The 26,060-nt window shown below is 64.9% G+C and carries 29 protein-coding genes; 12 read left to right on the top strand and 17 right to left on the bottom strand.

Annotated elements, in window-relative coordinates; genetic code table 11:
- Nucleotides 1-17: 17 nt before the first annotated feature.
- Nucleotides 18-1,838 (bottom strand): acyl-CoA dehydrogenase family protein, encoded by a 1,821-nt coding sequence (locus tag EO094_RS11150; RefSeq protein WP_128292373.1) that lies wholly within the window; start codon nucleotides 1,836-1,838, stop codon nucleotides 18-20.
- 176 nt (nucleotides 1,839-2,014) lie between these two features.
- Between EO094_RS11150 and EO094_RS11155 the strand changes: the two genes are divergently transcribed.
- The 4 genes from EO094_RS11155 (at nucleotide 2,015) to dxs (ending at nucleotide 6,354) form a co-directional block, all read left to right on the top strand.
- Nucleotides 2,015-3,022 carry an L-threonylcarbamoyladenylate synthase gene (locus EO094_RS11155; protein WP_128292374.1) on the top strand — a complete coding sequence of 336 codons (1,008 nt, stop codon included), beginning with the start codon at nucleotides 2,015-2,017 and terminating at the stop codon, nucleotides 3,020-3,022.
- Between the two features lie 97 nt (nucleotides 3,023-3,119).
- The gene (locus tag EO094_RS11160; protein ID WP_128292375.1) at nucleotides 3,120-4,046 is read left to right on the top strand and encodes a histone deacetylase family protein; all 927 of its coding nucleotides are present in this window, start codon (nucleotides 3,120-3,122) and stop codon (nucleotides 4,044-4,046) included.
- Between the two features lie 9 nt (nucleotides 4,047-4,055).
- Nucleotides 4,056-4,307, top strand: a complete 252-nt coding sequence (locus EO094_RS11165) for an exodeoxyribonuclease VII small subunit (RefSeq protein ID WP_128292376.1) — start codon at nucleotides 4,056-4,058, stop codon at nucleotides 4,305-4,307.
- Nucleotides 4,308-4,428: 121 nt separating this feature from the next.
- Nucleotides 4,429-6,354 carry a 1-deoxy-D-xylulose-5-phosphate synthase gene (gene dxs / locus EO094_RS11170; RefSeq protein ID WP_128292377.1) on the top strand — a complete coding sequence of 642 codons (1,926 nt, stop codon included), beginning with the start codon at nucleotides 4,429-4,431 and terminating at the stop codon, nucleotides 6,352-6,354.
- 91 nt (nucleotides 6,355-6,445) lie between these two features.
- On the opposite strand, the gene EO094_RS11175 is transcribed toward dxs, so the two are convergent.
- From EO094_RS11175 to EO094_RS18870, 3 genes are all read right to left on the bottom strand, one after another.
- Nucleotides 6,446-6,985 carry a superoxide dismutase family protein gene (locus tag EO094_RS11175; RefSeq protein ID WP_128292378.1) on the bottom strand — a complete coding sequence of 180 codons (540 nt, stop codon included), beginning with the start codon at nucleotides 6,983-6,985 and terminating at the stop codon, nucleotides 6,446-6,448.
- 114 nt (nucleotides 6,986-7,099) lie between these two features.
- Nucleotides 7,100-7,324 carry an ester cyclase gene (locus EO094_RS11180; RefSeq protein ID WP_128292379.1) on the bottom strand — a complete coding sequence of 75 codons (225 nt, stop codon included), beginning with the start codon at nucleotides 7,322-7,324 and terminating at the stop codon, nucleotides 7,100-7,102.
- 160 nt (nucleotides 7,325-7,484) lie between these two features.
- Nucleotides 7,485-7,607: a hypothetical protein gene (locus EO094_RS18870; protein WP_261213563.1), complete on the bottom strand. Its 123-nt coding sequence runs from the start codon at nucleotides 7,605-7,607 to the stop codon at nucleotides 7,485-7,487.
- Nucleotides 7,608-7,685: 78 nt separating this feature from the next.
- Between EO094_RS18870 and EO094_RS11185 the strand changes: the two genes are divergently transcribed.
- From EO094_RS11185 to EO094_RS11200, 4 genes are read left to right on the top strand one after another with little or no spacing between them, the layout of a single operon-like run.
- On the top strand, nucleotides 7,686-8,429 hold the full coding sequence (locus EO094_RS11185; protein WP_128292380.1) for a TlyA family RNA methyltransferase: 744 nt from the start codon (nucleotides 7,686-7,688) through the stop codon (nucleotides 8,427-8,429).
- A complete protein-coding gene (locus EO094_RS11190) occupies nucleotides 8,422-9,675 on the top strand; it encodes a class I SAM-dependent RNA methyltransferase (RefSeq protein WP_128292381.1) in 1,254 nt (417 codons plus the stop codon). The genes EO094_RS11185 and EO094_RS11190 overlap by 8 nt, the downstream gene beginning before the upstream one ends.
- A 49-nt stretch (nucleotides 9,676-9,724) precedes the next feature.
- Nucleotides 9,725-10,801 carry a class I SAM-dependent methyltransferase gene (locus EO094_RS11195; protein ID WP_128292382.1) on the top strand — a complete coding sequence of 359 codons (1,077 nt, stop codon included), beginning with the start codon at nucleotides 9,725-9,727 and terminating at the stop codon, nucleotides 10,799-10,801.
- A complete protein-coding gene (locus EO094_RS11200) occupies nucleotides 10,801-11,079 on the top strand; it encodes a hypothetical protein (protein WP_128292383.1) in 279 nt (92 codons plus the stop codon). The genes EO094_RS11195 and EO094_RS11200 overlap by 1 nt, the downstream gene beginning before the upstream one ends.
- A 23-nt stretch (nucleotides 11,080-11,102) precedes the next feature.
- Here the strand turns inward: EO094_RS11200 and ribB are convergent, their stop codons facing one another.
- From ribB to ygfZ, 7 genes are all read right to left on the bottom strand, one after another.
- Nucleotides 11,103-12,209 carry a 3,4-dihydroxy-2-butanone-4-phosphate synthase gene (ribB, locus tag EO094_RS11205; RefSeq protein WP_128292384.1) on the bottom strand — a complete coding sequence of 369 codons (1,107 nt, stop codon included), beginning with the start codon at nucleotides 12,207-12,209 and terminating at the stop codon, nucleotides 11,103-11,105.
- Nucleotides 12,210-12,211: 2 nt separating this feature from the next.
- Nucleotides 12,212-13,309, bottom strand: coding sequence for a chorismate synthase (aroC, locus tag EO094_RS11210; RefSeq protein ID WP_128292385.1), 1,098 nt, complete (start codon nucleotides 13,307-13,309; stop codon nucleotides 12,212-12,214).
- Between the two features lie 75 nt (nucleotides 13,310-13,384).
- Nucleotides 13,385-13,963: a histidine phosphatase family protein gene (locus EO094_RS11215; protein WP_128292386.1), complete on the bottom strand. Its 579-nt coding sequence runs from the start codon at nucleotides 13,961-13,963 to the stop codon at nucleotides 13,385-13,387.
- The gene (locus tag EO094_RS11220) at nucleotides 13,960-15,003 is read right to left on the bottom strand and encodes an NUDIX hydrolase (RefSeq protein ID WP_246008471.1); all 1,044 of its coding nucleotides are present in this window, start codon (nucleotides 15,001-15,003) and stop codon (nucleotides 13,960-13,962) included. The genes EO094_RS11215 and EO094_RS11220 overlap by 4 nt, the downstream gene beginning before the upstream one ends.
- Entirely contained in the window at nucleotides 14,975-15,490 is a 516-nt protein-coding gene (locus EO094_RS11225; protein ID WP_128292387.1) for a tyrosine phosphatase family protein, read from the bottom strand. Before EO094_RS11225 ends, EO094_RS11220 begins: the two co-directional genes overlap by 29 nt.
- A 4-nt stretch (nucleotides 15,491-15,494) precedes the next feature.
- Nucleotides 15,495-16,124: a YfbR-like 5'-deoxynucleotidase gene (locus tag EO094_RS11230; protein WP_128292388.1), complete on the bottom strand. Its 630-nt coding sequence runs from the start codon at nucleotides 16,122-16,124 to the stop codon at nucleotides 15,495-15,497.
- Nucleotides 16,117-16,989: a CAF17-like 4Fe-4S cluster assembly/insertion protein YgfZ gene (gene ygfZ / locus EO094_RS11235; RefSeq protein ID WP_128292389.1), complete on the bottom strand. Its 873-nt coding sequence runs from the start codon at nucleotides 16,987-16,989 to the stop codon at nucleotides 16,117-16,119. Before ygfZ ends, EO094_RS11230 begins: the two co-directional genes overlap by 8 nt.
- An 88-nt stretch (nucleotides 16,990-17,077) precedes the next feature.
- On the opposite strand from ygfZ, the gene EO094_RS11240 reads away from it, so the two are divergent.
- Together EO094_RS11240 and EO094_RS11245 are read left to right on the top strand one after the other, a co-directional pair.
- Nucleotides 17,078-18,403 (top strand): dihydroorotase, encoded by a 1,326-nt coding sequence (locus tag EO094_RS11240; protein WP_128292390.1) that lies wholly within the window; start codon nucleotides 17,078-17,080, stop codon nucleotides 18,401-18,403.
- Nucleotides 18,404-18,518: 115 nt separating this feature from the next.
- Complete coding sequence (locus EO094_RS11245) at nucleotides 18,519-19,943, top strand: oligosaccharide flippase family protein (protein WP_128292391.1); 1,425 nt, start codon at nucleotides 18,519-18,521, stop codon at nucleotides 19,941-19,943.
- Nucleotides 19,944-19,968: 25 nt separating this feature from the next.
- Here EO094_RS11245 and EO094_RS11250 read toward each other — a convergent pair whose 3' ends face one another.
- The 3 genes from EO094_RS11250 to EO094_RS11260 all read right to left on the bottom strand — a co-directional run bounded on the left by EO094_RS11250 (nucleotide 19,969) and on the right by EO094_RS11260 (nucleotide 21,855).
- Nucleotides 19,969-20,718 carry a hypothetical protein gene (locus EO094_RS11250; protein WP_128292392.1) on the bottom strand — a complete coding sequence of 250 codons (750 nt, stop codon included), beginning with the start codon at nucleotides 20,716-20,718 and terminating at the stop codon, nucleotides 19,969-19,971.
- Between the two features lie 196 nt (nucleotides 20,719-20,914).
- Nucleotides 20,915-21,358 (bottom strand): TIGR02301 family protein, encoded by a 444-nt coding sequence (locus EO094_RS11255; RefSeq protein ID WP_164879636.1) that lies wholly within the window; start codon nucleotides 21,356-21,358, stop codon nucleotides 20,915-20,917.
- Between the two features lie 32 nt (nucleotides 21,359-21,390).
- Nucleotides 21,391-21,855, bottom strand: coding sequence for an NUDIX hydrolase (locus EO094_RS11260; protein ID WP_128292394.1), 465 nt, complete (start codon nucleotides 21,853-21,855; stop codon nucleotides 21,391-21,393).
- Nucleotides 21,856-21,896: 41 nt separating this feature from the next.
- Here EO094_RS11260 and EO094_RS11265 point away from each other — a divergent pair, with 41 nt between their 5' ends.
- Nucleotides 21,897-22,616, top strand: a complete 720-nt coding sequence (locus EO094_RS11265) for an SOS response-associated peptidase (protein ID WP_128292395.1) — start codon at nucleotides 21,897-21,899, stop codon at nucleotides 22,614-22,616.
- Here the strand turns inward: EO094_RS11265 and EO094_RS11270 are convergent.
- Both EO094_RS11270 and EO094_RS11275 read right to left on the bottom strand, forming a co-directional pair.
- Nucleotides 22,613-23,077 carry a GNAT family acetyltransferase gene (locus EO094_RS11270; RefSeq protein WP_246008472.1) on the bottom strand — a complete coding sequence of 155 codons (465 nt, stop codon included), beginning with the start codon at nucleotides 23,075-23,077 and terminating at the stop codon, nucleotides 22,613-22,615. The genes EO094_RS11265 and EO094_RS11270 overlap by 4 nt on opposite strands.
- Nucleotides 23,074-24,498 (bottom strand): FAD-binding oxidoreductase, encoded by a 1,425-nt coding sequence (locus EO094_RS11275; RefSeq protein WP_128292396.1) that lies wholly within the window; start codon nucleotides 24,496-24,498, stop codon nucleotides 23,074-23,076. Before EO094_RS11275 ends, EO094_RS11270 begins: the two co-directional genes overlap by 4 nt.
- A 125-nt stretch (nucleotides 24,499-24,623) precedes the next feature.
- Between EO094_RS11275 and fabI the strand changes: the two genes are divergently transcribed.
- Nucleotides 24,624-25,445, top strand: coding sequence for an enoyl-ACP reductase FabI (gene fabI, locus EO094_RS11280; protein WP_128292397.1), 822 nt, complete (start codon nucleotides 24,624-24,626; stop codon nucleotides 25,443-25,445).
- Nucleotides 25,446-25,469: 24 nt separating this feature from the next.
- Here fabI and EO094_RS11285 read toward each other — a convergent pair whose 3' ends face one another.
- Nucleotides 25,470-26,054 (bottom strand): class I SAM-dependent DNA methyltransferase, encoded by a 585-nt coding sequence (locus EO094_RS11285; protein ID WP_164879637.1) that lies wholly within the window; start codon nucleotides 26,052-26,054, stop codon nucleotides 25,470-25,472.
- Between the last annotated feature and the right edge of the window lie 6 nt (nucleotides 26,055-26,060).

The following is a 26,060-nucleotide window of genomic DNA, read 5'->3' on the forward strand; positions in this document are numbered from 1 at the left end:
CATTGAGGGGGCTCGTTTCACTGGAAGCTCGCAAGCGTTTCCGCCGGCACCTGGAGAACCGACTGGCCGCCTTCCTTGATCTCCGCCAGCAGCGCCTCGGTCTGCGGACAGAGCCGTTCGCAGAAGCTGCGCGCCGTGGCGATCCTGAGCCGGTCCGCCTCGCTTTCGGTCGGATCGGAGGAGATCGCACCCTGCGCGAGATAGGCGCCGCCGGCCGTCAGGCCGAAGAGCCTGAGATAGGGAGTGGCACCGCACAAGGCGCCTTCCATCCGGCCTTCTGCCATCTCCTGGAGGAGATATTCGCTCGCCTCGCGGCAATGCGCGATCGAGGCGGCGACCCGCTCGCCGATCTTTCCCATCTCGTCGCGGTTGGACGCACGCGCGGCCTCGGCGATCGCGGAGAGTTCCTCAAGATAGGCCCGCACGCAGGCCCCGTCCGATTGCGGCAGCTTGCGCGTGAGGAGATCGATCGCCTGGATGCCGTTGGTTCCCTCATAGATCGGAAAGATGCGAGCATCGCGCAGATGCTGGGCCGCTCCCGTCTCTTCGATATAGCCCATGCCGCCATAGACCTGGATGCCCATGGAGGCGACATCGACGCCGCAATCGGTGGAAAACGCCTTTGCAATTGGCGTCAGGAGAGACGCGCGCTCGTTCCAGAAGCGCCTGCCGTCGCCGTTCGTCTCCGGCCCGGGTGCACCTGCCTCCGCCAGATCGATCGCATGCGCACAGGCATAGCAGATCGCGCGGCTCGCCTGGGTCAGTCCGCGCATGGCGAGGAGCGTGCGGCGGATGTCCGGGTGCTCCACGATGGGGCTCATCTCGCCGTCTTTCGGCGCATGGGGGGCGCGCCCCTGACGGCGCTCCAACGCATAGGCGGTCGCCTCCTGAAGCGCGCGTTCAGCGACGCCCACGCCCTGGATGCCGACCATGAGACGGGCGTTGTTCATCATCGTGAACATGCAGGCGAGGCCGCGGTTTTCCTCGCCGATGAGATAGCCGACGGCTCCCGGCTCGTCGCCGTAATGGCCGTCGCCGTAGAGCATCGTGCAGGTCGGAGAGGCGTTGATGCCGAGCTTGTGCTCGATCCCGGCACAGAAGACATCGTTGCGCGCGCCGAGCGAGCCGTCCTCGTTGACGAGATATTTCGGTACCAGGAAGAGCGAGATGCCCTTGGTGCCCGCGGGCGCGTCCGGAAGGCGGGCCAGCACGGTGTGGACGATATTGCCGGCCATGTCGTGCTCGCCGTAGGTGATGTAGATCTTCTGCCCGAAGAGGCGGTAGGTGCCGTCGTCGCGCCGTTCCGCGCGGCAGCGGAGCGCTCCGAGATCGGAACCGGCCTGCGGCTCGGTCAGGTTCATCGTGCCGGTCCACTCGCCGGAGACGAGCCTCGCAAGATAACGCTTTTTGATCTCTTCGGTGGCGTGCAGCTTGAGGGCTTCGACCGCGCCGACCGTCAAGGTCGGGCCGAGCGCGAAGGCTGCGCAGGCGGAATTCCAGATGTCGAAGGCGGCGACCGCGAGCGACACGGGCAGATCCTGCCCGCCGAATTCCTCCGGTCCCGACAGTGCGTTCCAGCCGGCCTCGCACCACGCGGAATAGGTCTTCGCCCAGCCTTCCGGCAATGTCACGTCGCCGTCGTCGTAGGTCGACGCACGCCGATCGCCGATCTTATTGAGGGGAGCGATCTCGTCGGAAGCGAAACGGCCCGCCTCCTCCAGAATGGCATCCAGAAGGTCGGCGCTCAGCTCGCCAAGATGGCCAGCCGTAATGGCCGGCGACAGGCCGATGACATGCTTGAGCGTAAAGGCGATCTCGGCAACGGGTGCGCGATACATCAGGCTCCTCCCTGGGGCATTTGTCGGTTTCCCCCTGAACTCGTCTCGTTTGGCTCGACCAATTTTAAAGCTTCGACACGGCGCTGACTTGACGCAGCAGGCAGCGCGCGCGATCCAAATCGGCAGCACCGCCTTATGTGCCGTTGACGTAAGCTGCAATCAAGCGATGGAGTGGAATGTACGCCAAAAGACTGCTCTGGCAGGAAACCGGCAACGAGGAGCTTCTTGCCGAGGCAGCGGACATTCTGCGGGCTGGCGGTCTCGTCGCGATTCCGACGGAAACCGTCTACGGCCTGGCGGCGGACGCCACCAACGGTGAGGCGGTGGCGCGGATCTTCGAGGCCAAGGGCAGGCCGCGCTTCAACCCGTTGATCGCGCATGTGGCCGATACCGCGATGGCGGGGCGCTGCGGCGAACTGAAGGGCGATGCGCTGCGTCTGGCGGCGCATTTCTGGCCGGGGCCGCTGACGCTGGTTGTGCCGCTGGTCGCGCCGGTTGCGGGTCAGCCCGTCGTGCATCCGCTGGTGACGGCGGGACAGAAGAATATTGCTTTGCGGCGCCCGATAGGGCCGACGGCCGAACTCATTGCCCGCTTCGGGCGGCCGCTCGCCGCGCCGAGCGCCAATCGCTCGGGGCAATTGAGCCCGACGAGTGCCGACCATGTTCTGGAACAGCTTGGCGATCGAATCGATGCCGTCATTGATGCCGGACCGTGCACGGTAGGGTTGGAATCGACCATCGTTGCAATCAGCGACGAAGGGCCGCGGCTTCTGCGTCCCGGGGGGTTGGCGGCGGAGGCGATCGAAGAGCTTCTCGACCGCAGATTGCGGCGTCTCGCACCCGGCGCGCATGTGGAAGCGCCTGGAATGCTGGCGAGCCATTACGCCCCGCGGGCCGCTCTGCGGTTGAATGCGACGCGCGTCGAAGCCGGCGAGGCGCTTCTCGCTTTCGGGGAAAAGCCCCCGGAAAACGCGGCGGCAGCGGTCGCGAGCCGGAATTTGAGCGTCACCAGCGACCTCGTCGAAGCGGCTTCACGGCTTTTCTCTGATCTTCACGCGCTCGATGAAAGCGGGGCCGCCGTGATCGCTGTCGCGCCGATCCCCTCGCACGGTCTCGGCGAGGCGATCGCCGACCGTCTGCGCCGCGCGGCGGCGCCGCGACCTGGCCCCGCCTCTTCCGGTTGAGCGGGCGTCATCCAAAATGCTCGTTGCGTCCGATGCAACCTTGGCGGAAATGTTACGCCCCCATGACTTGGCCGCACGGCCCTGCTAGAGCTTGCTGGTGACGACACTTCTCCTTCATCACGCCGACTTCCTCGACCATCTGACCGCGCCGGGACATCCGGAGCGGCCGGATCGCCTCAAAGCGCTGCATGCGGCGCTCGATCACGAGGCGTTTTCCTCTCTCCTGCGCGAAGAGGCTCCGCTCGGGGACAAGGATGTCGCCGCTCTTGCGCATCCGCAGGAATATGTCGACCGCGTGCACCGCGCCATTCCCGAGGTGGGGCTTGCCAGCATCGATGCCGACACCGTCGTGTCGCCCGGCTCGTGGAATGCCTGTCTGCGGGGCATCGGCGCCATCTGCCGCGCCGTCGATGCGGTGGTGTCGCGCGAGGTGAACAATGCCTTCGCCGCGATCCGTCCGCCCGGGCACCATGCGGAAAACGACACTGCCATGGGCTTTTGCGTCTTCAACAACGCCGCTGTGATAGCGCGCTACGCGCAGAAACAGCATGGGCTGGAGCGCGTGGCCATCGTCGATTGGGACGTCCACCACGGCAACGGCACGCAGGACATTTTCTGGTCCGACGCCAGCGTGCTTTATGCCTCCACGCACCAGATGCCGCTTTATCCCGGCACGGGCGCGCGCTCTGAAACCGGCGTCGGCAATATCGTCAACGCCCCCCTTGCCGCGGGAGACGGCAGCGACCATTTTCGCGAGGCCTTCAACGAACGCATCCTGCCTTCGGTGAAGAATTTCGCCCCGGACCTGATCATCATCTCGGCCGGTTTCGACGCCCATCACCGCGATCCTCTGGCTGAGCTCAATCTCGAGCACGAGGATTTCGCCTGGGCGACCGGCAAGCTGATGGATCTGGCCGATGACCATGCCGGCGGCCGGCTCGTCTCGGTGCTGGAGGGCGGATACGATCTGCGCGGTCTGGCGGTCTCCGCCGCCGCCCATATCCGCATGTTGATGAGCGCATGAGGCAGCTTGATGAATGACGACAAGAGCGACGCGATCGAAACGATGTCTTTCGAGACCGCGCTTGCCGAACTTGAGAAGATCGTGACGGACCTGGAGCGCGGCGAGGTGCCGCTGGAGCGCTCGGTGGCGCTTTATGAGCGCGGCGAGAAGCTGAAGAAACGGTGCGAGACGTTGTTGTCGCAGGCGGAAGAGCGGGTGGAGAAGATCCGGGCCGGCAGCGACGGCAATGCAGCTGGCGCCGTTCCCCTCGATGCCGAGTAATTGCTGACGCCGCCATGGCTTTTTGCCGCGTCCAGGCGTCGCTTGCGGCGTCTTCCGGTTTGCGCCAAACAGCCCGAATGGCTAAGGTCTGAACTCGTTTTTCCTGCATTCGTAGGATGTCATGTCTGACACTACTCCTCACACGCCGCTTCTGGACCAGGTCAAATCTCCGGAAGATCTTCGCCGCCTGAGCGATCGCGATCTGCGGCAGCTCGCTGATGAATTGCGCCTTGAAATGATCGACGCCGTCTCTGTGACCGGCGGCCATCTCGGGGCGGGCCTCGGCGTCGTAGAGCTCACCGTGGCCATCCACCGCGTCTTCAACACGCCGAGCGACAAGCTGATCTGGGACGTGGGGCATCAATGCTACCCGCATAAGATCCTGACGGGACGGCGCGACCGTATCCGCACTCTTCGCCAGGGCGGCGGTCTCTCCGGTTTCACCAAGCGGGCGGAATCCGCCTACGATCCGTTCGGCGCCGGGCATTCCTCGACCTCGATCTCCGCCGGCCTCGGCATGGCCGTGGCACGCGATCTGCAGGACGAGGATTTCAACGTCATCTGCGTCATCGGTGACGGCGCGATGTCGGCAGGCATGGCCTACGAGGCGATGAACCAGGCGGGGCATCTCGGCTCCCGGCTCATCGTCATCCTCAACGACAACGACATGTCGATCGCTCCGCCGAGCGGTGCGATGAGCGCTTATCTTGCGCGTCTCGTCTCCGGTCAGGCCTATCTGTCTCTGCGCGACGCCGCCAAGCAGCTCGCGAAGCGGCTTCCGCTTGCCGATCTCCTGCACGAAAAAGGCCGGCGCGCGGAAGAGTATGCCCGTGGTTTCTGGACGGGCGGCACGCTCTTCGAAGAGCTCGGCTTCTATTATGTCGGCCCGATCGACGGTCACAATCTGAACCATCTCCTGCCGGTCCTGCGCAACGTGCGCGACGGGCACAAGGGGCCGGTGCTGGTCCATGTCGTGACCCGCAAGGGCAAGGGATACGGGCCGGCGGAAGCATCCGCCGACAAATATCACGGCGTCTCGCGCTTCAACGTCATCACCGGCGAACAGGCCAAGGGGCTCTCCAACGCCCCGTCCTATACGAAGGTTTTCGCGACGAGCCTCGTGCAGGAGGCGAAGGAAGACGACAAGGTCGTGGCGGTGACGGCGGCGATGCCGGCCGGCACGGGTCTTGATATCTTCCAGTCGGAGTTCCCCGAGCGCACCTTCGATGTCGGCATCGCCGAGCAGCATGCCGTGACGTTCGCGGCCGGGCTCGCCGCCGACGGTATGAAGCCGTTTGCGGCGATCTATTCGACCTTCATGCAGCGCGCCTACGACCAGGTCGTCCACGACGTGGCGATCCAGAACCTGCCCGTGCGTCTCGCCATGGACCGCGCCGGCCTCGTCGGCGCAGACGGGCCGACACATGCCGGTGCTTATGACGTCGCCTATATGTCCTGTCTTCCGAATATGGTGGTGATGGCCGCCGGCGATGAGGCCGAGCTCCGCAACATGGTTCGCACCGCCGTCGCCTATGACGAAGGCCCAATGGCCTTCCGTTATCCGCGCGGCGAGGGACGTGGCGTGGAAATGCCAGAGCGCGGCGAGATCCTCGAGATCGGTCGCGGCCGTATCCTCAAGGAAGGCACCAAGGTTGCAATCCTGTCACTCGGCGGACGGCTGGTGGAGGCTCTCTCGGCGGCCGAAACGCTGGAGCGCAGCGGTCTTTCGACGACGGTGGCCGATGCCCGCTTCGTCAAGCCACTCGACACCGATCTCGTGCTGCGGCTGCACCGCGAGCATGAGGTCGTGGTGACGATCGAAGAGGGATCGGATGGCGGCTTCGGCAGCCGTGTGCTCTCCTTCCTCGCCAATGCCGGCAAGCTGGAGGAGGGCGCGCGGATCCGCACCATGACGCTCCCCGACCGCTTCATCGACCACGACAAGCCCGAAGTGATGTACGCGGCCTGCGAGCTCGACGCGAAGGCGATCGTGGCGCGTGTTTTCCACGCGCTTGGCCGCGACGTGCCGGAGGCCGCCCGCGCCTGACGAAAAAGGCCCGGCGCAATGGCCGGGCCGCGATTTATCCATAGGCGAAACAGGCGCGGCAGAGATATCGCCGCGCCTTTTTTCGTGCGCCTTACTGCTGGGCCTGCTCGTCGTCGATCACCATGCAGCCGACGCGGCTGCCGGCATCGCCGGATGGCTGGCTGGTGTAATCGTCGGCGCCGGCATGGATCATCAGCGCTGAGCCGTCGTCGTCCATCAGCGGCGCGTCACCTTCGTTGAAGCGCACGCGGGTGTTGAAGACGTCGATATTGGTCGCCTGTCCGTCGACGACCTCGAAGTTCGGCATATCGCCGGCATGCATGCCGCCTTCGGTCATGATGCCGTGCTTGGCGTCGGTCGGATTGTAATGGCCGCCGGACTTCTTGAAGTCGGGCGCATCCGAACAATCGCCGGTTTCGTGAAAATGCAGGGCATGCACGCCGGGCTTAAGTGCACCCTCGTTGATGACGACCTGCACGAGCACACCGTTGGGCGTATCCGTCAGATGCGCCTCGCCGATCGTCCCGTCCTTGCCGGTAATCGGTCCGGAGAAGGCGCTGTCTTTTGAGACATCCTGTGCCAGGGCGGGGCTTGCCATGAGTGCGCAGGCGGCGATGGCGAGAAGTCGCATATCGGGTCTCCCTTGAGTTGCTGCTTGCCTCTCCAACACGAGCTTCGACATGAAGTTCCGTAAGGCGTCTGTGCGTGCGGAAAAGATCGAAGCTCCTCGCCGATGTGCCGGCCTCTACGCGCCCTCACCCAGGCTGAACTCCGCGCCGGAGACTTGTGCGGCGACGGCCGCCTTGTCGATGACGGACCAGACGTTCCGGATCCGTCCATTCTCGACCTCGTAGAAGACATTCTCGCTGAACTGCACGCGCTTGCCGTTCACCGGCAGGTCGAACAGTGTTTCGGCCGGCGTGCAGTCGAACCAAAGGGGCGATGCGATCTCATATTGTGATTTGAATATACATTTATGGGTTGCATTTTAGTTTGCTTCCCTACAGCCAGAAATGAGGGTGCAAGAGCCCGATCTCGCTCCAGACGGCGGCTTTGTGTCCGATAGGCAGCCGCTTCGGAATTTGAGAAGATTCCCGTAATGGGCGAGGTTTCGGATGCGGCTCTGGGTTTCACTGCTGATTGCGTGCATTCTGACTGCGCTTGCAGCGCTTTTCATGATATTCGGCGGCCATCCCGACGAACCCTATACGCTGCTCGCTCATGAGCTTGTGCTCGCTGATATCGTTTTGCATTGAACTCCTCTCGTTTGTCGCCACGCTGGGCTTCGCCAAAGCAGGCGCCAGCTGGCCAGCCGTCATGAGGGCGGCCGGATGAGCGCGCGTCTTCGCCTGGATGAAGCGGTCGTCGCGGCCGGACTTTTGCCGAGCCGCGCCCGTGCCCGCGACGCGATCCGCCGGGGGACGGTGACCGTGAACGGCGAGACGGCGCTGAAGCCCGCAACTCCGGTGACGGCCGATGCGGCCCTGGCGATCGGCGATCCCGCTGCCGCCTATGTGTCGCGAGCGGCCATGAAGCTGAAGGCCGGGCTCGATGCTTTCGTCTTCGAGCCCGAAGGCCTGACGGTCCTCGATCTTGGCGCGTCGACCGGCGGCTTCACGCAGGTTCTTCTGGAAAGAGGCGCAAAGCATGTCGTCGCCATCGATGTCGGCCATGGCCAGATGCATGAAAGCCTTGCGGGCGACCCGCGCGTGCAGCTCGTCGAAGGGGTCAACGCCCGCAATCTCTCAGAGGCGCATCTCGATGGACATTCCGTGCAGGCGATAACCGCCGATCTCTCTTTCATCTCGCTCCGGCTCGCTCTGCCGCCGGCGTTGGAACTCGCCGCGCCCGGGAGCTGGGGCGTCTTTCTGGTCAAGCCGCAATTCGAGCTTGGCCGCGAGGCACTCGGGCGCGGGGGCATCGTCCGCGACCGAAAGGCCGCAGAAGGCGCCGCCGAGGCGCTGAAAGACTGGCTCGAGGGACGGCTCGGCTGGCGCGCGGTGGGGCTTTGTCCGGCGCCCTTCACCGGAGGCGACGGCAACCAGGAATTCTGCCTTGGGGCCTGGCGTGAGTGACATCGTCGACATCGACCGCATCGGCCATCGCGGAGATGGCGTCGCGGAGACGCCGGAAGGACCGCTTTTTGTCCCCTACACGCTCGCGGGCGAGCGCGTGCGCGTCGAGCGCCGCGGCCGGCGGGCCGAAGCCGTCGAGATTGTGGAAGCCGCGCCGGGCCGGGTCACGGCGCCCTGTCCGCATTTCGGCCCGCGTCTCGGCGCGCACCAGGGAGGATGCGGCGGCTGTGCGCTGCAGATGCTGCCGATCGAGGAGACGCGCCTCCTGAAGCGTCGCTTCGTCGTCGACGCGCTCGCCAAGAGCGGCCTTGAGACGGAAATCCGCCCGACCTTCGGCGCGCCGTTTGGCGCCAGGCGTCGTGCCGTCTTCTCGGCGACGCTCGCAGGGCGGAAAATCCTCTTCGGCTTTCATGAACGCGGCTCGCGGCGCATCGTCGATCTGACGACATGCCTCGTCGTCCGTCCGACGATCGTCTCCGCCTTGCCGCTTCTGCGTCGCCTGGCGCAGATCCTCGCCCGCCCCAAACGCGAGCTTCGTCTCACCGTTCTGGAGACGCGGTCCGGGCTCGATATCGCAGGCGAGGGGGCCGGCGCCGTGCCTGCCGCCTCGGCGGCGCGCATCGCCGAGCTTCTGGCGGGACAGGGCGTCGCCCGCCTCGTCGTCGACGGCGATATTTTGTTCCAGCTCGAAGAGCCGCAGCTCGAGGTCGGGGGCGTCAACGTTTCACCTCCACCCGGTGCCTTCGTTCAGGCCTGCCGGGAGAGCGAAACGGCGATGGGGAGGCTCGTTGCGGAACATTGCGCGGGCGAAAAGCGTGTCGCCGATCTTTTCTCCGGCCTCGGGACGTTTTCCTTTATCGCCGGCCGCACGGCGCGGGTGACGGCCGTCGAGGCCGAAGGAGCGGCACTTGCCGCACTCGCCAATGCCGTGCGCGGCGCCGAGGGGCTGAAGCCGGTGGAGACGCTCGCCCGCGATCTCTTGCGCTTTCCCTTGGCGCCCAACGAGCTGTCCCGCTTCGACGCCGTCATTCTCGATCCGCCCTGGGATGGGGCTCGGGCGCAGGCGGAAAGCCTTGCCGCTTCGAAGGTCGCACGCATTGCCTTCGTGTCCTGCAATCCGGCCAGCCTCGCGCGCGATCTGCGCATTCTGGTGGATGGCGGTTATCGATTAAAATCAGTGACTCCGATCGACCAATTCGTCTATTCAGCGGAGACGGAAGCAGTCGCTCTCCTGGAACGCGAATAGCGCTCGACTTCCGCGCTCGCGCACCCCATTTCTGTTTCAGGAGAGGTTCATGGCGTCTGTGTCGATAGAGGATTGGACAAGCGGAATGCGCTATGCGGCGACGCAGGGTGCGCGCGTCGCCTGGTACACCGGCCATGGCCTCGTGATGCGCCGCATGGTGCGCCGGATCGCAGCGCGCCATCCCGAGGCGACGCCGCGTGTCGAGCCTCCTTCCACGCCCGTTCCTTCGATGGGAAAGCTGTTGCGGGACGTGGCGGGCCTTCTGGCGCGCGATTATGCCAATGCGCGGGCCGGCCTCTACCCTCTGCCGGACGGCGAAGAGGCGGATTTCCGCCAGCTCGTCGCGACCTCGCGCGCGTTTTTCGCCGATGTGCCGGAGGTCGCGCGCCGCCGCCGCGAGGGCGCTCACCAGGAGATTGGCGCCACCTTCGAAGGTCGCCGGCCGCGCTATTATATGCAGAACTTCCACTTCCAGAGCGGCGGCTGGATGACCGAGGAATCCGCCCGTCTCTACGATATGCAGGTGGAAGTTCTCTTCTCGGGCGCCGCCGGTGCGATGCGCCGTCAGGCGCTCGTGCCGGTCGCCAACGCTCTGAAGGGCCGCGATCAGCGCGCCTGTCTTGCCGCCGACATCGCCTGCGGCACCGGCCGGTTCACGGCGGAATTGCGTGGGGCCTATCCGCGGCTGCCGCTTTTTGCGACCGATCTGTCGGAATCCTACCTGAACGAGACGCGCCGCCATATCGGCCGCGTGGCGACACTGAGGCCGTCCGTCGCGAAGGCCGAAGCGCTGCCGCTCGCCGATGCGAGCCTCGACGTCGCGACGGCCATCTATCTCTTCCACGAACTGCCGCCGAAGGTGCGCCGCCAGGTGGCGGAAGAGATTGCCCGCGTGATGAAGCCGGGCGGCACCTTCGTTCTGGTCGATTCGCTGCAGACGGGCGACGCGCCGGATTATGACGGGATTCTGGAAGTCTTCCCGCAGCTCTTCCACGAGCCCTATTACCAGGGCTATCTCAAGGAAGATCTGGCGCGCATTTTCGCGCCGCACGGGCTCGTCCTCAAGGAAAGCCGCAACGCCTTCTTCTCCAAGGTCATGGAGTTTCGTAAGGAACGGCCCAGCTGATGCGGCGTGTTTCGATCCTGTTCCTGGCGTTTCTCTGTTTCATCGTCGGCGTCGCCTTCATCGCGACACCGATCCCCCTCGGTGCGCCGCTTTTTGCGCTGTCGCTCGTTTTGATCGTGGCCTCGAGCCGCTCGGCCACCCGCCTCGTCACGGGTGTGCGCATCCGTGCGCCGCTTTTCGATCGCTGCGTCGGTTTTCTGGAACGGCGGGCAGGACGGCTGGGGCGCACCCTCAGGAAAACGAGCCCGCGGCGCTATCCCCGCAGGCCCGTCGTCTAAGGCTCAAAACGCCGGCCGACACCTCAGCCGTCGAGAATTTCCGTATCTTCGATCTCGATGCCGAAGCCTTTGAGGCCGACATAATGGCGCTCGCGCGTGGCAAGCAGCCGGATCGAGTGCACGCCGAGATCGCGCAGGATCTGTGCGCCGAGGCCGACTTCCCGCCAGGCTTCCTTGCGGCCCTCCGCCGAAGCGTGGGCCTCGCCGCCCTCGATGTCGCGCATGCGCCGTGACTGCCGTGCGACGCCGACGGAACCGTCGCGCAGATAGACGATGACGCCGCGGCCGCGCCTGGCGAAATCCTGCATCACGTCGTCGAGCATCTTTTTGGTGCCGAAGACGTCGTCGAGGACGGATTCCAGATGCAGGCGCACCGGAATTTCCTTCCCGTCGCGGATATCGCCGAAGACGATCGCGAGATGATCCATGGGATCGAGCGGTGTGACGAAGCTGTAGGCCGTGGCAGGTCCGGCAGGCGTGGAGATCTTTTGTTCGGTGACGCGCTCGATGAGCTTCTCGTTGCGCTGCCGCCAGGCGATGAGGTCGGCAACGGAGACGCGCACGAGATTGTGCTTTTCGGCGAAAGCCCGCACCTCTTCGCCACGCGCCACGGTGCCATCGTCATTGACGAGCTCGGAGAGGACGCCGACGGGCGGCAGGCCTGCGAGCTTGCAGAGATCGACACAGGCTTCCGTGTGGCCGGAGCGGACGAGAACGCCGCCGTCGCGTGCAAGAAGCGGGAACACATGGCCCGGACGGACGAAATCGGCGGCACCGGTATTGGCGTTGGCGAGGGCCCGCACGGTCGCCGTGCGCTCTTCCGCCGAGATGCCGGTGGTGAGGCCGTGACGGAAATCGACGGAAACGGTGAAGGCGGTGTTGAGCGGCGCGTCGTTGGCGCTCACCATCGGATCGAGGCGCAGCCGTTCCGCCATGTCGCGCGGCAGCGGCGCACAGACGATGCCGCTCGTATGGCGGATGATGAAAGCCATCTTCTCCGCCGTGCAATGGACCGCGGCGACGAAGAGATCGCCTTCGTTCTCGCGGTCGTCGTCATCGGTGACGACGACGATTTCGCCGCGTTCGAAGGCGCGTATCGCCTCCGCGACTTTTCCAACCTGTTCGCTCATATCTATATCTGACTGCCGCTTTGGGCTCTTTGCCTGAGATAATGGTCGGCAAGGACGAGCGCCATCATGGCCTCGCCCACCGGCACAGCACGGATGCCGACACAGGGATCGTGCCGGCCTTTGGTGAAGACGTCGACCTCTTCGCCCGTCGCCGTTACGCTCGGTACCGGCGTCAGGATGGAAGAGGTGGGTTTGACGGCGAAGCGCACGACCACCGGCTGTCCGGTGGAAATGCCGCCCAGAACGCCGCCGGCATTGTTGGACAGAAAACGCGGCCGCCCGTCATTGCCGGCGCGCATCGGATCGGCGTTTTCCTCGCCGCGAATGCGCGCCGCTTCGAAACCGTTGCCGATTTCGACGCCCTTCACTGCGTTGATCGACATCATGGCCGAAGCGAGATCCTGGTCGAGCTTGCCGTAGATCGGGGCGCCGATGCCCGCCGGCACGCCTTCAGCCACGACCTCCACGATCGCCCCGACCGAGGAGCCGGACTTGCGGATCTCGTCGAGATGGGCGGCCCATTTTTCGGCCGCTTCCGCATCGGGCGAGAAGAAGGGATTGTTGGCGGTCTCCGCCCAGTCGAAGCGGTCGCGGTCGATCGCGATGCCGCCGAGCTCGACGAGCGCGCCGCGGATCGACACGTTCGGCAGGATTTTTCGGGCGATCGCTCCGGCTGCGACCCGCATCGCCGTTTCGCGGGCCGAGGACCGGCCCCCGCCGCGATAATCGCGCACACCGTATTTGACGTCGTAGGTGTAATCGGCGTGGCCCGGCCGGTAGCGGTCGCGGATTTCGGAATAATCGCGTGAGCGCTGATCGACGTTTTCGATGAGAAGCGAAATCGGCGTGCCGGTGGTGACGGGCCCACCGGTGCGATCGTCCTCGAAGACGCCGGAGAGGATCTTGACCTGATCCGGTTCCTGGCGTTGCGTCGTGAAACGCGATTGTCCCGGCCGCCGGCGGTCGAGCTCGGCCTGGATTTCCGCTTCCGTGATCGGAATTCCCGGCGGGCAGCCATCGACGACGCAGCCGATCGCTTTGCCGTGGCTTTCGCCCCAGGTGGTGATGCGGAAAAGCTGACCGAAGGAATTGTGAGACATCTGCGCTTCTTGGCGCCCCGGCTGGACAGGGCCGTTTCTAGAAGGTTTTGGCGGCCGATAGAAGGGTCTGCGACCTCAGATTACAAGCGCTTTGCCGTCGAAGATGGCGATGATCCGGTCGTGCGGAATGAAGAATTGCGGCACGGATGAAGACGGCATGCCCGAAAGGAGATGGAGCGCCACCCGCGTGATGCCGCCATGCGCCACGATCACGTGGCGACCCTGGCGCGTCTTGAACCATTCGCCGAACCGCTCGGCGAGCATGGCGTAGCTCTCGCCCTCCGGAGGCACGTAATTCCATTTGTCGCGCTTGCGGGTCGCGACGGCTTCTGGATCCGCCTCGCGAAGCTCTTTGAGCGTGCGCGCCTCCCATGCCCCGAAGCAGACTTCCTTGAGAGGATCGTGCGTGACGAAGGGCTGGTCGGGCCTGCCGGCGTTTTCCAGAATGATGCGCATCGTTTCCTGCGCGCGTCCGAGCGGTGAGGCGACGAACTGCCAGTCATGCTCGCCGAGAAGCGAGGGCAGCACCCGGCCGTTGCGCCGCGCCTGTTCGCGGCCGACGGCATTGATCGGAACTTCCCGCGCGCCCTGAAAGCGGCCTTCCAGGTTCCAGTCGGTCTGGCCGTGGCGAATGAGCAGAAGGACATCTCTCATAGCCGAGCTCGCAGTCGCAATCCGCCCATGGCACCCTCTTTCATGATATCTCGCCTGAACCGGAAAAGGGCGGCCGGTCGGCCCCCCGTTGAGATGCTGGTTTCGCCGGTTTGTTCCACGACTCGTGTCTGTTCCACAAGCCGCCTAAAGTTCTGTTTGTGCAGATGTCGCCCGGAAATCGCTTCCACAACCTTCTGCAATTCGGTGAGAGTGAAGGAATCGGCAATGAGCTCGAAAATGAGCGGCCGGTATTTCAGCTTGCCGCGCAGGCGCCCGATGGCCGTGGCGAGGATGCGACGGTGGTCGAAGCGCATGGGTCGCCCGAGACGCGGCAGATCTTCCCATAAGGCGGCGCTCTGGCGCCCGTCGCGTCCCGCCTCCGGCACCAGCCCAGCCTCATAGAGCAGTTCGTAGCGCTCCAACACACGCTCCTCGTCCCAGGGGAGGCCATCCCAGCCGAAAGCGATTTTCACCCGCTCCTGGCGTGCAAGCGGCCGATCCGGCCGTTCCGCCGCGGGCGCCATCGCGCACCACCGCTTCAGCAGAGGCTCGATCGCCGTGTCGAGGATCGCGGGCCGACCCTGACGCCAATCCTCCCAGGGAAAATAGGCGTACCAGGGGCGCCACTGGGCTCCGGATTCGCGCAACGCCGTTTCATCGTCTTCCAGGCGGCGGGTGAGCGCCAGATAGCCGATGGTCATCACATGCGGGCCGATATCGCCGCGCCTTGCATGGCGCCCGCGATCGCCGAACGTGTAGAGCTGCTCCACATAGCCGAGCTTGAGGCGCGTCTGCTCCTCCACCCAGGCGCGGAGCCCGATCTCCATGGTGCGATGCTCGACCGGGTCGAAAGGGCCGAAGGGAAGTCCGTCCTCGCCCTCCGCTTCCCCCGGCCGTACGACGAGGATGAGCGGCGTCAGCCGGTCGACCGCCACGATGGCGGCGTTGAGGCCGACTTCGATGCGCGCGCCGCCCTCGGCCCCCACTTCGGAGGCGGGAGCGAGCGAATGCTCATTCGTCGATGGCAAGGGAGAAGACATTGCCTTCAAACGCGTTGGCGCCGCGGCCGATCGCTTCGATCGCCGCAATCATGCGTCCGTCCCGCTTCAGATAGGCGTCGGCGAGGGCGACGAGACGGCGGTTGGGGGTCGCCTGCGGCGAACGCTGGCGCAGGCGTCTCGCGACGAGATCTTCGCTCACATCCGGACGTAGCGCGCAAAAGGCAATGAAGGCGCCGGCGGTGGAGCGGCTGATACCCGCCCAGCAATGCACGACGAGCGGCGTCGTCCGATCCCAGGCTTCCACAAAATCGAGAAAGCGCCGGATATGTTCCTGGGCCGGCAGGGTCATGCCCTGCATGGCTTCGGAAATGTCGTTGAAGCCGAGAAAGAGGTGGTTGTCCTGCGGCACGCTTTCCGGGCGCGGCACCTCGGTACCGGCATTGATCAAGGTGGCGATGTGGCGGGCGCCACTTTGTTTGACGGTCGCCGCAAGCTTCGACAGCGGGCAGACGTAGATTTCCGGCATTTTCTCAGGCGGTCCTTGCGCGCGGCAGGGTCTCGGTCAGGGCCTCGATCTCGGCAAAACGGGCCAGGAAGCGGCGCTCTGCTTCGGTGGCGGGCCAGGGATCGAGGAGGTTCTCGTCTGGATTGAGAGACGGATCGCCAAAAAAGCGCCGCGCCTCTTTCTCCTGGAACCCAGCAAGGCGCGTCGCCTCCCAATAGGCAGCCGTTTGATCGGCCTTCTTGATCATGCGGTGAAGCTTCGGCTCGACATCGGCGGCAAGGGCGAAGCGCAGATGGATGGCATGCTGCAGACGCCGCTCCACGCCCTTGTAGTCTTCGCCCAGCACCGCCTTGAAGGGCGAGATCATGTCGCCGATGACATATTCCGGCGCGTCGTGGAGGAGAGCGAAAAGACGCTCCTCCGCGGTGATGTCCGCTTTCAACTCGGCCAGCAGAGCCTCCACCAGAAGCGAATGCTGCGCCACCGAATAGGCATGGTCGCCCCGCGTCTGGCCGTTCCAGCGCGCGACGCGCGCAAGCCCATGCGCGATGTCGCCGAGTTCGACATCGAGCGGCGAGGGATCGAGAAGATCCAGCCGGCGGCCCGACAGCATCCGCTGCCAGGCGCGCGCAGGGGCGTTTGCCCGGTCAGCCATTGTTCGAAGTCCCGCCGGTTTCTGTCCCCGTCGCAGGCCAGGAATAGGTCGCCCATCCGGGCAGTTTTGCCGTCACGGTGATGCGGCCGGCCGAGACGGGCAGATCCTGCTCTAGAGCCTCGGCGAGCCTGTCGAGGCGGACAAGGCCGATGCCTTTGCCATTGGCAGACGAGCCGAAGCGACCGATCGCCCGTTCGCCGGCCATGATCTCAGCGCCGGTTTCCGGCAGGGGACTATCGCCTTCGACCGCCTCGATCGAAATGATGCGCCGCCGGGCCGTGCCGCGATGCTGCATGCGCGAGACGACCTCCTGCCCGACATAGCAGCCCTTCTGGAAGGAGACGCCGTGAAGACTGTCCATCGCCGCATCGTGGGGAAAGGTATCGCCGAAGAAGAAATCGATGCCGCCTTCGGGAATGCCGCAGGCGATGCGGTGGGCATGATAGGCGGCAAGATCGGCATCGACAGAGACGCTGTCTGGTGCGGCGACGAAGCGGCGTCCAAGCGCGGCCAGCCTTGGATCCGCCGGCGCCTCGGATGCTGCATCGCCGTCATCCCACGCGGCAAAGACGGCGAGGTCGTCTGCGCGAGACAACTCGACCTTGGCGCGCAGACGGTAAAGCGTCATCCGCTTGACGAAATTTTCCGCCTCCTCGGACCGGAGATCGATCGCGAAACCCTCGTCCCGGCGATGGATGAGAAAGTCGAAGAGAATTTTGCCCTGCGGTGACAGGAGCGCGCCATAGGCGATGCCCGCGCTCTCCACCTCGTCCATCGAAGAGGTGACGAGATTGTGCAGGAGGTTGTGCGCGTCCGGCCCTTTCACCAGGACCACGGCTCTGTCGGTCAAACGTGCAAGCGGCATGATCAAATCCTCGACACTCAGCTAAGGCGTATGCGGTGCGGGGGCAATCCTGCTTGCGTTCAAAGCCGGCAATTGGCAAGCAGCGAGCATGGCTCAGAACTTCGATCTTCTCGTCCGTGGCGCGATCCTCATCAACCACGACGGCATTGGCCCGCGCGACATCGGCGTGAAGGGCGGTCGCATCGCCGCTCTCGGCGACCTTTCCGGCGCCGACGCCGGCGAAGTCATCGACGCAACCGGTCTGCACATTCTGCCGGGCGTCATCGACACGCAGGTGCATTTCCGCGAACCGGGCGCCGAACACAAGGAGGATCTGGAAACAGGTTCTCGCGCGGCTGTGCTCGGCGGTGTCACCGCCGTCTTCGAAATGCCCAACACCAAGCCTTTGACGACCTCTGCGGAAATGCTGGCCGACAAGCTTGCCCGGGCGCACGGGCGCATGCATTGCGACCACGCCTTCTGGGTCGGCGGCACCCATGCCAATGCGAAGGATGTGGCCGAGTTGGAGCGTCTGCCGGGCACTGCCGGCATCAAGGTCTTCATGGGCTCCTCGACCGGCGATCTCCTCGTGGCCGACGACGAGGGCGTCGAAGCGATCTTGAGGAACACCCGCCGCCGTGCCGCCTTCCACAGCGAAGACGAGATGCGGCTGAAGGCGCGGCTCGACGAGCGGCGCGAGAACGACCCGTCGAGCCATCCCGTCTGGCGTGATGTCGAGGCGGCGCTTTCCTCCACCCGCAGGCTCGTTGCGATCGCCCGGCGCACCGGCGCGGCGATCCATATCCTGCATGTCTCCACGGCCGAGGAGATGGCCTTCCTCGCCGCGCATAAGGATGTCGCCTCGATCGAGGTGACGCCGCACCATCTGACGCTTTCGGCGGAGGAATATGGCCGTCTCGGCACGCTTTTGCAGATGAACCCGCCGGTGCGCGGGGCGGAACATCGCGCGGCGCTGTGGACCGGTGTGGAAAACGGCACCGCCGATATTCTGGGCTCCGACCATGCCCCGCACACTTTGGAGGAAAAGGCCGCCGTCTATCCGGCCTCACCCTCGGGCATGCCGGGCGTGCAGACACTTCTGCCGGTTATGCTCGACCATGCGGCGAAGGGGCGGCTTTCGCTTCTGCGCCTGATGGACATGACGAGTGCCGGTCCGGCGCGGCTTTTCGGCATTCGTGGCAAGGGCCGCGTCGCCGTGGGCTACGACGCCGATTTGACCCTTGTCGATCTGAAGCGGGAGACGACGATCACCAACGCGTCGATGGGCTCGCGGTCCAACTGGACGCCCTATGACGGCAAGCCGATCACGGGTGCTCCGGTCGGCACGATCATTCGAGGCCGACGGGTGATGTGGGAGGGCGAGATCACCACGGCCTCGATCGGCGAGCCGGTGCGGTTCTGGGCTTCGGCCTGAGGCGTCAGACGAAGCGGGATTGTTTCAAGGCGTTCTTAACGGCGTTTCGGGAGGTTTCTCTGCAAATGCAACGGATCTGCTAAGGAGTGGATAACCACCAGCGGGAGCTCTCGCATTGATTCCTGATCAGGAGATGCCGGCAGGCCGTGTGCGCGGCTTCCTGGCGCTTGCCCGCAATGCCCTTGCCGACAGCGACGAGCGCGCCCGCGCGCGCCGCGCCTCTCTGATCGCCCTTGCCCTGCGCGTTGGGAATGCAGTTCTCGCTTATGGAACTCAGGTCGTTCTGGCGCGCCTGATGGGGCAGTTCGAATACGGTATTTTCGCGTTCACCTGGGTCTGGCTTCTCGTCTTCGGATCCATCAGCACGCTCGGCCTTGGCGATTCGCCGGTGCGCTTTGTCCCGGCGCTGCGCGAGACGGGCAGGCACGATGAACTTCGCGGTTTTCTGCGTTTTGCCGCCATCACCTCGATCGTCACTCCGGTAGTCTTGGCTACGATCTTCCTGCTCGGGATCTCTTTTGCCGGGCCGTGGATCGAAAGCGCCTACGTTTATCCGCTTTTATTGATGGCGGTGGCGATGCCCTTCGGCTGCTTTCAGGCCTATATGGAAAATGTTGGCCGCGCCTATTTCTGGACGATGCCGGCCTTGTTTCCGGTCTACATCCTGCGCCATTCGCTCATTCTTGTTTACATGGTCGCAGCCGTGGCGCTCGGGTTTGAGGCCACAGCCGTCACGGCCTTCGGCTGCACCATTCTCGCGATGGTCACGGCGACCATCTGGCAGACCTACCAGATCTTCGGCCGTCTCAGAAAAACCGTGCCGCCCGGACCGCGCGTCTATCGCCTGAAAGAATGGTTGGTCGGCTCCGCACCTTTTGCCGTCCTGGAAGGCATGTTCCATCTCTTCGCCTATATGGCGGTGCTCGTGCTTTCCTTCTTCGTGAGTCCGGCACAGATCGGCATCTATTTCGCGGCGACGCGCATCGTGCAGGTGGTGGCATTCATCCCCTATGCGGCCTCGGTCGGGTCTGCACATCTTTTCTCTGCGAGCCATGCGGCCGGTGATCAGGCGCGGCTGACGACACTGACGCGCGAAGTGAGTCTCGTGAGCTTCGTGGCCTCGGCGGGTGTCACGATCCTGGTTGTCACCACAGGCGTTTGGCTTCTTCAATTATTCGGTGAGGGGTTCCAGGCGGGTTACGACGTCCTCCTCATCCTCGCGGTTGGCATGGTGGCGCGGGCGATCTTCGGGCCGGCCGAAGATATCCTCAACATGACTGGCTTCAGCCACCTCTCGGCAACGACCTATGTGGTGATGGTGGTGATCAACGGCGTGCTCAACGTCGCCCTGATCATTCCTTTCGGGATCACCGGCGCCGCGATCGCGACGACGCTTGCGCTCACCATCCGCTCCATCTGGCTCGCATGGGCCGTGCGCCAGCGGCTCGGCCTCGATACCAGCATCGTCGGCGCCTGGGCGCTCCTTGCCGAGACGGTCGGGCGTTGGCGCAAAGGCAAAGCGGCGACGCCCGCGCAATAGGGCCGGTGAGGCCCGGTGAGCCCGCTCAGTCGCCCGCCAGGAAGAAATGCCAGCGCCCGTCCGGGCTGATGCCGAGACGGAAGAAGATGTAGGCGCCGTAGGACTGGATATCCTGCCAGTCGCCGGCCGTGATCAGCGTGAAGAGCTGCACCATCTGCTGCGGCGAGAGCCGGTCGAGCGGGTAGCGCGCGAAATACGGCCAGAGATACATCGCATTTGGGCTGTCGCGATCGACATAGAGGAAATCGCTCTCCAGGATTTCCAGCATGATGGCGAGCATTTCCCGGCCTTCCGGATCGCCGGACAGAGATTTCAGATATTCGATCGGGTCGCCGACATTGTCGAAGCCGAAGGCCGGCGCCGGATCCTGCGCCTCGATCAGGGGCCTGAGCCGTTCGATATCGCCGGAGAGCGCCGCCTCGTGCAGCGCTTCCCAGGTCTTGCGCACGGGCTCCGGCATCGCCTGCTCGCCCTTCAGGACATCGAGATATTCCGGCACGGCCTTGCCGGGCTCGGCCGCCGCCTGCGGATCTCGAGGCGCGACCTCTCTCGGCGCTTGGCTCGTCTGACCGTTTTCCGGATCCGGCTCGCCTTCCTCTTCCGATTGGCCCTCGGCCGGTGTGGCGGGTGCCGGTGTCGCCTGATCGTCAGAGGCTGGGGGCGGAGCGTTCTCCGGGGCGGCGCCGTCCTGCGCAAAGGCGGCTGCGCCGAGCCCAAGGCAGAATGCCGTCGCGATCGCGGCAACGCCGCCGAACCGCCGAGCTTTCCGGGCCACGGATCGCTCCGATCGATGGTTTCTCTGTGTCGATGCGGCCAAGGCCCTGACGGCGCCCGCTGCGGCTGTGTCGGTCATCTCGACCAATCCCCCTTTTTGCCCATCGTGAATATCTGCCGGATTCGATGGCGAGAGCGAGGCAGCTCGCAAATTCCGGCAGGACGCCCCGCTGGTTTCCGTCTCCCGGCTGCGGCCTTTACTGCCCGTAGCGGGTGCGGATATCGGAGGCGATCTCCGCGCTTTCCTTCAGATAGCGGGCGATGCTCGCCTCGGCCGCCGGCGTGCAGGTCTCATAGACGGCGTTGTAGGTTTCAAAGCCGTGGTTGAAGCGTCCGACGAGGCGCGCCTTGCGCTCCGGGCCCGGCGCCTCGGCGGCGAGCATCGCCTCCATATCGGCCTTCCAGGCGGGCCCGTCTTCCGCCCCGCAGAGATTGCGCAGGAAATAGAGGGCGCCCAGAAGCTCCGACAGGCGCAGAAGCTTCGGTTCGTAGATCGGAGGCGGCGGTTCGGAGGATTGCTGCGAAACCGCGGCGTCGCCACCTTCCTGCGCAACGGCTTCCCCGACGAAGCCGATGCAAGGCTGGCCGACCCCGAGAGAGGTCAAAATCACGAGGATCAGAAGAAAAGAAAGACGCCGCATCCTTGAGATCATGCGCCGGGGTCTTTCTCGCTTCAAGACGATGCCAGGGCACATGCCCCGTCCTCCTTATGTGCGGCGCCTGCGGCGATGGCGTGTGCGATGAATGCGATCGCGCCGGGCGTGAGAGGCAGCCCTCCGACCTCCTCGAAGGGCACGAAGAGCGCGCGGTCGACGTCGTCACCAGCCGCGGGTTCGCCGCCGCAATGATGGCCGGTGAAGACTTCGAGGCGTTTCGATGGGGTGCCGCCCGTCTCATGGCGTCCGAGCGAGACGAGGGGGCCGGCCGGAAGTCCCGTCTCCTCCATCAGCTCGCGGCGTGCCGCTGCTTCTGCTGTTTCGCCGGGCTCCACATGGCCGCCGGGGAAGCTCCAGATGGCGCTGAAGGGCGGTTTGCTGCGGCGGACCAGGAGGACGGCCGTGCGCTTGAGAAGCACGATGCTCGCGCCATCGACAGGATCGGTGGCCGGTCGTTCTGAACTCGTGCCCGGCTTTGTCATCCGCTCTCCCTTTTGCCGCATGGCGCTGATACACAGAGCCTATGTGCGGACGCTTCGTTCTGGCCATGCCGGCCGACGTCATCAAGGAGCTTTTCAACCTCGCCGTCTTCGACGAGCGTCTCCTGCCGCCCCGCTACAACATCGCCCCGACGCAGCCGATCGTCGTCATCCGCCAGGGCTTCGACGGCGTCGAAGGCGTCCCGATGCGCTGGGGTTTCCTGCCGTCCTGGGTCAAGGACACGACGCGCTTTCCGCTCCTCATCAATGCGCGGGCGGAGGATATCCGCGAAAAGCCGGCATTTCGCAACGCCATTCGCAGGCGCCGCTGCCTCGTCCCGGCCTCTGGGTTCTACGAATGGCAGGCGCGCGGCAAAGGCCCGAAGCAACCCTATTGGATCGCGCCCAAGGCGGCCGGGCCGGTCGCCTTCGCCGGGATCTGGGAAACCTGGATCGGCACGGACGGAAGCGAGATCGACACCGCCGCCATCATCACGGTCGCGGCCGAAGCGCCGCTCGACGAGGTGCATCATCGGCGCCCGGCGATGATCGCGCCGGAGAATTTTGCGCTTTGGCTTTCGGGCGAGGAGACGACCGATGCGGCTTTGTCGATCCTCACCGATCTCGGGGCGGAGGCATTGCACGCGACGCCTGTGTCACGGCGCGTCAACCGTGTCGCTGACGACGATGCGGGCCTGATCGAGCCTGTTTCGGAGGAAGAGGAGGCGCCACCGGCCAAGCCGGTGCAGCAGCGGTTGCTTTAATCGGCTTGTGGCTTTTCCGCCGATGGGATTTCTTTCTGCATGCAGATGCGGTCCTGGGCGTGGAAGCCGAGCGCTTCGTAAAAGCCTTTGGCGACTTCGTTATCGCCGCGGATGAGCAGGTTGAGCTTCCAGATGCCTTTTGCCGCAAGCCATGCCTCGGCCGCCGCCATCATCTCCCGGCCGAAACCCTGGCCACGCCAATCGGGGTCGGTCGCGACGTAATAGACGGCGCCACGATGCCCGTCATGGCCGACCATCACTGAGGCGACGAGGTGCTCGTCCTCAGGCCGGCGTCCGACGAGGATCGTGCTCGCCGGTGCGGCAAGGGCGAAGCGGATATCCTGGCGCGGGTCGTTCCAGGGGCGGGTCAGGCCGGCGCGCTCGAAAAGGGCGACAAGCGCGTCTTCGTCTTTGCCCCCAATATCGCCGCTGTCGAACTCAGCGATCGAAAGCGACGTCACAGCATGCGTCCCGGGTTCAGGATGCCGTTTGGATCGAAGGCCGTCTTGATCCGGCGCATGAGGTCGAGCTCGATCCCGCTTTTGACCTCCGCGAGGAGTTTGCGTTTCAGCCGTCCGATACCGTGCTCGGCGGAGATTGAGCCGGACAGCTCTCCGACGATGCCGTGGACGATCGTATTCACCTCGTCCCAGCGGGCGAGGAATTCTTCACGGTCGGCGCCGACGGGCTGGCTCACATTGTAATGGATGTTGCCGTCGCCGAGATGGCCGAAGGGCAGGGGGCGCGCGCCGGGCACGGCCTCTATGACGGCCGCCGATGCGCGCTTCAAGAATTCGGGGATCTTGGCGACCGGCACGGAGACGTCGTGCTTGATGGAGCCGCCTTCCTTCTTCTGCACTTCGCTCATCGTGTGGCGGATGTGCCAGAATTCGGCCGCCTGCGCGAGGGAGGCTGCCGGGGCGCCATCGAGCACTTCCTCCGCCTCGAACGCGGCTTCGAGCGTCGTCTCCATCAGCTCGCTCGCCTCCGCCTCGCTGCGACCGGAGGAAATCTCGACGAGGCAGTACCATGGATAGGGGGCCTGAAGCGGATCGCGCGTGCCTTCCTGGTGCCGGAGCACGAAGTCGATCCCGAGGCGCGGCATCAGCTCAAAGCCGGTCAGAGCCGAGCCAGCTGTCTGCGAAAACCGGCGAAACAGTGTGAGGGCGGTCTCAGGATCTTCGACCGCGAGAAAGGCGACGGCGCGGCCTTTGGGGGCCGGAAAGAGCCTGAGGGACGCCGCCGTGATGACGCCGAGCGTGCCTTCCGATCCGATGAAAAGCTGTTTCAGATCGTAGCCGGTATTGTCTTTCCTGAGGCGGCGCAGGCCGTTCCAGATGGTGCCGTCGGCCATGACCACCTCAAGGCCGAGAACGAGATCGCGGGTGTTGCCGTAGGCGAGTACGCCCGTGCCGCCGGCATTGGTGGCGATGTTGCCGCCGATGCGACAGGAGCCCTGTGCGCCGAGCGACAGAGGAAAGAACAGACCCGCTTCGCTCGCGGCCTTCTGGATCTCTTCCAAGACGACACCCGCCTCGGCGACGAGGGTTGCTCCGTCCCGGTCGACGTCGCGAATCGCTTTCAGTCTTTCCAGCGTCAGAACGACTTCGCGACCGCTTTCGTCCGGAACCTGAGCCCCTACGAGCCCGGTATTGCCGCCTTGCGGCACGATCGGCACGCCGGTCTCGTTGGCAAAGCGCAGGATGCCTGCGACTTCATCGGGCGACGCCGGCCGGACGACAGCCGCCGGCACGCCGAAATAGAGATCGCGCCATTCCACACAATAAGGCCGTGTTTCCTCAGGCCTGGTGAGGACATGCGTCTCGCCGACGATGGCAGATAGGGCCGAGACGACGGCCTGTTGGGTCGGGGTGTCGTTCATCGCAGCGACATTAGCAGCTGGCGTCAGGAGGTGAAGCCCTGCTTGCGGCACTCAGAATCCCGTGCCATTACGGCACCCTTCATGGGACGCCGGGCGTCGCGAAGGGCAAAGCAAACGGAAGAAATATGACCGCAGCAAACGGCATCATGGCGGGTAAACGCGGACTGATCCTCGGAATCGCCAACAATCGATCCATTGCATGGGGCATCGCCAAGGCAGCGCGCGACGCCGGGGCGCAGCTTGCGCTCACCTATCAGGGCGACGCTCTGAAGAAGCGTGTGGAACCGCTTGCCAAAGAGCTCGACGCGCTGGTGGTCGGCCATTGCGACGTGACGGACGGCGCGACGATGGACGCCGTTTTCGAGACGATCCGCGAAGAATGGGGCGGCCTCGATTTTCTCGTCCATGCGGTTGCCTATTCCGACAAGGATGAACTCGACGGGCGCTACATCGACACGACCGAGGCGAACTTCAACAAGTCGCTCTACGTCTCATGCTATTCGCTGACGGCGCTCGCACAGCGCGCCGAAAAGCTGATGCCGAATGGCGGCTCGATCCTGACGCTCACCTATTACGGCGCCGAAAAGGTGATGCCGCACTACAACGTCATGGGCGTGGCCAAGGCGGCGCTCGAGGCGAGCGTGCGCTATCTGGCCGTCGATCTCGGCCCGTCCGGCATCCGCGTCAACGCGATCTCCGCCGGCCCGATCAAGACGCTGGCTGCCTCCGCCATCGGCGATTTCCGCTACATCTTGAAGTGGAACGAGTACAACGCCCCGCTCCGCCGCACCGTCACACCGGACGATGTCGGCCAGTCGGCGCTTTATCTCCTCTCCGATATGGGACGTGCGGTCACCGGCGAAGTGCATCATGTCGACGCCGGCTATCACGTCGTCGGCATGAAAGCGGTCGACGCGCCGGACATCACGACGGTCCTGAAGGAATAGCCGAAATCGCAATCGCGGCAGGCGTCACGGGCGGATGAGCGCATCCACCCGGTAATGCGCCCGGGCTTTGTGCCAGACAGGCACAAGCTGCCGCTCGAGATTTTTCCGCAAGAATCCGTGCGCGAGAGCCGGATGTACCGCCGCGTCCGAAAAAGGTCGCACATGGTGCACGAGGACGATGCGCCCGCCGCGTGCAAGGCGGGTCGGAAGCTCCGCGGCCAGCCGGCGAAGCGCGGCGTCACTGAGATAATAGGCGACCTCCGAGGCGACGATGAGGTCGAATTCGCCCCTCGGCAGATCGCGCGGCAAAACCGCCTCGCGGAAGCGGACGGAGGCGAGGTCAGCACATTCCCGTCTCGCTTCGGCAAGCGCCGTTGGCGAGGCATCGAGCGCGAGAAGTCGGAGCGTGAGAGGGGCGAGCGCCCGGCTCGTCACACCGATGGCGCAGCCGAGCTCCAGCCCGCGCGCATAAGGCCCGCTGCCGGCCGCAGCGACGAGATCGCGGCGCTTCATTTCTTCAAAGGAGGAGCTTCGATAGCGCCAGGGGTCGATGTCGTGGCGAAATTTCGCTTCAAACCCGTCCGGATCGATTGCGGCGCGCGGCGTCATCGGGAC

Origin of the sequence: Afifella aestuarii (genome assembly GCF_004023665.1) — a bacterium.
In the GTDB taxonomy this organism is placed as follows: domain Bacteria; phylum Pseudomonadota; class Alphaproteobacteria; order Rhizobiales; family Afifellaceae; genus Afifella; species Afifella aestuarii.